Genomic DNA, 4435 nt, shown 5'->3' on the forward strand with positions numbered 1-4435 from the left:
GCGATATTGCCTTTTTCGGCAAGCAGACGGGTTTTACCGCCCACGGACAGGGTGCTGCCGCTGATGCTGCCGATCTCACCCGCAGCCTGCCCCTGATCGTTAAAGGTGCCGAAGGGGGTGATATGGTCGCGGTTGTCGATGGAGAAACCGCTACGCTTGCTGCTGCCGGTTTGCCGGCGGCTGTCGGCCGCGGCCAGCAGTCGGATGTCGTCGCGGGCATACAGCAGGGCATCGCCTTCGGCGGAGATTTGTGTGCCTTTGGCTTCGATGTTGCCTTCGGTGGCACGGATGCTGAGATGGCGGCCGGCCGTCAGCGAGCTGCCGACGGCTTCGGCGCTGCTGCCATCCTGCACCTGCGTGCTGCGGCTGCGGCGGCGGGCACAATCAGAGCCGAACCGAAACCGAGCAGCAGGCTGAAAGCCAGCGTGCCCAAATGCAAACGACAGCCTGAATGGGGTTTCGGGCTGCCTTTAATCTGCATTATGGAATCATGATTAGCCATACGGGTTTTCTGTTTTTTGCTTTTCTTCTTTAAACCATTGTTCAAAAATATTACCCGGTGTTAAATCATCTCTATGCGAGAAAAATTTTTCATATGAATAATTAGCGGATGCTTTCTGATTTACATTGTCATATATGAGTTTCAACTGAGTTGGAATTTCCTGATGATTCTCGGCAAAGACAGAGCATAGTTCCGAATAATCTTCCATTCCAAGATTAAGAAACTGCCATTGAATCTCTTTTGTATTAAAAGACTCCTTTCTCATAATTTTATTACCCACTTTAAAAAAAGCATCAAAAGACAATACGTTTCTTTCCCTTGCACCATATATATAGACAGCGGTAACCCCCTCTCCTGAAAATTCAAGTGCCAAGCTAAGCATACGTTCTTGTATTTCTGATATCTTATCTTCAAATTTCATTTTTACTTTCCTGTGTTGTAAATCTTTTCAACTTTTTTAATGCCATCAATTTCATATTGAATAACAAAATGATCTGGCCTTAAACTATTTCCCTTGTATTGTATATCAACATTTACCGTTACGCGTTTCTTTTCCATTAATGCATTTGCCCATTCATTTTCTAGAATTTTATAATTGCTTAAATTAACTCCGCTAAGCTGGGATACCAGATTATCCAACTTTGGAGACCCGCCAAATCTATCTCCCGCCAAATGACCAGCATGATCACCACTGAGTTTTCCCGGAGTATTAGGGTTATGATGAAGCCTGTCGGAACGTTTGGTTAACTGAAGCTCTTGTGCTTCCCATGTTTTTAACCGCCCAAGATGATCAGTTTGGTATATATATTCAAACTCTCCGGCTTGATATGTTACATTTGGTTTTAGTTTTCCTTTCTGATCAAAATGCGATCCGTCTTTGATAATTGTATCAGACGAAATAGTTTGGGTGCTATTCTGAAGTTTCGAGTTATTCGTGTTCAAGCGGTTATTGCGGGCGGGAGGCTGTTTGTTGTGCACATTTTCTTCCAGACGCCCGATTCCGCCCTGCTTGCCAAAGGTCTGATCATATACCGCATTCCCTTGTCCGACTTTCTCCGCAACATTGCCTACCGCTTTGTCAAACTTCTCTCCCGCCGTGCCGCCTTTGGGTGGCGAAGATTCGGGCTGCCCGCTTCCTTTGGCTGATGTGCTGCCTTTGCCGGTTGCGCCGGATTTGGTGCCGCCCTTGCCGTGCGCACGGCTTTCCATTGGAAGAGACGGGCTTTCAGGCTGCACTCTGTGCGGCAATCCGATACCCTCCGGTGTGGCCAGTCCGCATTGCGCACCATGGCAGAAATTGTCAAAGCCTTCCTTTATTTTTTGAAGCTCTTGCTTCCCGTTGTCTGCGACTTTTCGCGCAAACCTCCCGCTTTCGCCAACCAAATTCCCGCCTACATAGCGAACCCCTTTACTGATGATTTCTCCACCGTGTTTTGCAGCTTTTCCGGGAACGATAAAACCGCCTACATTGGCTGTAGCCGTTTCCATGTCATCGACCGCATCACCCAAATTGCCATTGGCAACAGCATGTCCGAAATTGCTGCTATGCCGTTTGAACAGGCTCCATTCGTGCCGGATGGCTGTACCGGCAGAATCGATTACTTTATCCCGCTCCTCTTGGTTGGTAGCCAACTGTTCCAGCTTATTCCAGACCCGATCCGGATTTTGAATGACGTACTTCCCTCCGTTCCATAATCCTTCACCGAGACCGATAATGCCTTCTCCGGTATCAATCAAGATACGATCGGCAACGCGTATGTCAAATGGGGCACTGAAGACTTTCTCAACTGCCCGCTCAGTAAATGGTTTGTCCGGCTGTTGGCCATCAGCTACCTGCTGGGGGAGATTGCCGAGACGGGGCGATTTTCCTACTGAGAAAGCGCCACGAAGGGTGTACCAAAAATCGGACGGACGTAACAGGCTCTTACGCTGATTGGTGTGGTTAAATGAAATGCCGTCGAGATAATGGGTGATATCGGCAGCTTTTTGACGGTCACTCTCCAAATAGGCAATATCGGTCATATTTTCCCAAATGATAAAGTGCCGGCTGCTGTAACCTTCTTTGCCGATCCAATCGGGGAGAACGGTAACGACCGGTAAGTTTTTTGCATCGTCTCCTGCTTGGTTAGGTGAAATAGAATCGGTTTGTGTAACAGGCTCAAGTTGAGCCCATTTTCTTCTGGGTGGATACTGCCTGCTTGCATAAAGCGGCGCATATTCTTCACTGGTGACATATTGCAAGCCTTCACGTATTTCAACTTTTTTCGCGGCGCACGCAGGATCTTGGTCGCCTCCGCGTTGGCATTGCAGTATCAAATCATTGCGGTTTTTTGCGCTGCGCATACGGGCGTCTGCAAATGTTTCATCCAGACATTTTTTATCGCCTATCGCGCATTGTTCCAATCTTCTTTCAAACTCGATGGTTTCTTCTTTGCTCAGATAGTTATTCTCCACCGCATTCTGTCCGACCGTCCCGGCAACTTGCGCATCAAACAACGCTCCGTTGCTGCTGTTCGTGCCGTTCAGACTGCCTCCGGCCGCACCCACCACCGAAGCAAGCGCCCCGGTCTGCGCTTTGATCTCTTCTTTAATGTGCTCGGGCAGAAGGTTGGGATTGAATTTTCCGCTTATCGGGTCAATCGCGGTCTTGCCGTCGTCGTATTGTTTGGCCAGGTATTCGGCTGCGCGTTCGGCGGCAACGGCAGCGCTGCCGCCGGCAAGCGGGTCGGCGCCGTTGGCGTAGGCCAAGGCGGCACCGAGCATAAAGTGGCCGATTGCTTGCGCGGCTTCGTTTTTGTTTTCACCGTGGCCGAAGCGCTTGCCGATGGCGGCTGCGGCATACGGCGCCAACGTATTGGCCGCCAGCTGTAAATCACCCTGGCCGCCCAATGCGCCGGTAATCAGGGTTTCGGCGGCGCTAAGCGCACGGCTTTTGCTGCCGCCTACGCCCCAGCTTCGGGCTTCTTGGTAAGCTTGGGCATACTTCGCGTTCCCCAGCCTCATGGACAGCCGTTCGCTGTCGCTTTTACCGGCATATTGCTCATAACTGCCGTCGTTTTGCTCTTTCAGACGGCCTTCGTAAGCGGCCTGTTGTTTTTCCAGCTCTTCGGCTGCCGCTTTGGCACGGTTGCCACTATAGGTGGCAACGGCGCTGTGGATGACGGCAGTCGATTGGGCGACGGTTTGCTGTTTGTCGAGTAGGTTTTGCAGATCGGGTACGGCTTCGGCGCTGCGGTGGGCGTTTTGCAGATCGGTTTGGATGCCGAGTGCGCGGGCGCTGGTGGCTTGGTCGCCGATGGTGATGTTGCCTTCGCTGAGTACGGAGCGGGTATAGCCTTGGCTGCCGCCGCTTTCATGTTGCGGCAGGGTGGGGCTGTAGTTGAGGCCTTGCTTGATGTTTTGGCCGGCGGTTTGGGACGCACGGCCGAAGGCGCTTTGATTGAAGCCGCCGCTGCCTTTCAGGCTGCCGCCGTAGCCGGCGCCGATGCCCATGCTGCTGGCGCTGTAGCTGCTTTCGTTGCGGATGTCTTCAAAGCTGAAACTGCGGGCGGTGAGTTCGTTGTGGTCTTTATCTGCGGCAGAAGCGATGGCGCCGCCTTTAAGCCGGACGCTGTCGGCTTTGATGTGGTAGCCGCCTTCGCCGGCAAAGAGACCGCTCTGGCTGCCGACGCTGCGGCTGTGGCCGCTGGCTTTGCTTTGGTTGTAGTTGCCGGATACGCTCCATGCGGTACCGAGCGCGACTTGGGCGCGGATGCCGCCGCCGCTTTGTTTGCTTTCCTGTTCGACAGTGTCCTGCGGGCTTTCGATGTGCAGTGTGCCGCCGACTTCGGCGTCGATGCGTTTTGCATGGGCTTGAGCACCGTTCAGCACGGTATTGCCCTTGCTGCTGAGCTGCAGTTTGTCCGATTGCAGCAGGGTGTTTTGATGGGTTTG

The 4435-nt window shown here is 52.2% G+C and carries 4 protein-coding genes; all 4 read right to left on the reverse strand.

Going from position 1 to position 4435, the window contains the following annotated elements:
- Positions 1 to 353 (reverse strand): hemagglutinin repeat-containing protein (locus tag ACTHR7_RS10665; protein ID WP_440370792.1); only part of this gene is annotated, 353 nt, incomplete at its 3' end.
- The gene (locus tag ACTHR7_RS10670) at positions 311 to 502 is read right to left on the reverse strand and encodes a hypothetical protein (RefSeq protein ID WP_083323879.1); all 192 of its coding nucleotides are present in this window, start codon (positions 500 to 502) and stop codon (positions 311 to 313) included. The genes ACTHR7_RS10670 and ACTHR7_RS10665, both read right to left, overlap by 43 nt.
- Positions 495 to 923 (reverse strand): hypothetical protein, encoded by a 429-nt coding sequence (locus tag ACTHR7_RS10675; RefSeq protein WP_070461644.1) that lies wholly within the window; start codon positions 921 to 923, stop codon positions 495 to 497. The genes ACTHR7_RS10670 and ACTHR7_RS10675 overlap by 8 nt, the downstream gene beginning before the upstream one ends.
- Before the next feature lie 2 nt (positions 924 to 925).
- Positions 926 to 4435: DNA/RNA non-specific endonuclease (locus ACTHR7_RS10680; protein ID WP_440370793.1), on the reverse strand; the 3510-nt coding region annotated here is incomplete at its 5' end.

Source organism: Neisseria sp. P0007.S010, from assembly GCF_051962875.1.
GTDB lineage: Bacteria > Pseudomonadota > Gammaproteobacteria > Burkholderiales > Neisseriaceae > Neisseria > Neisseria subflava_A.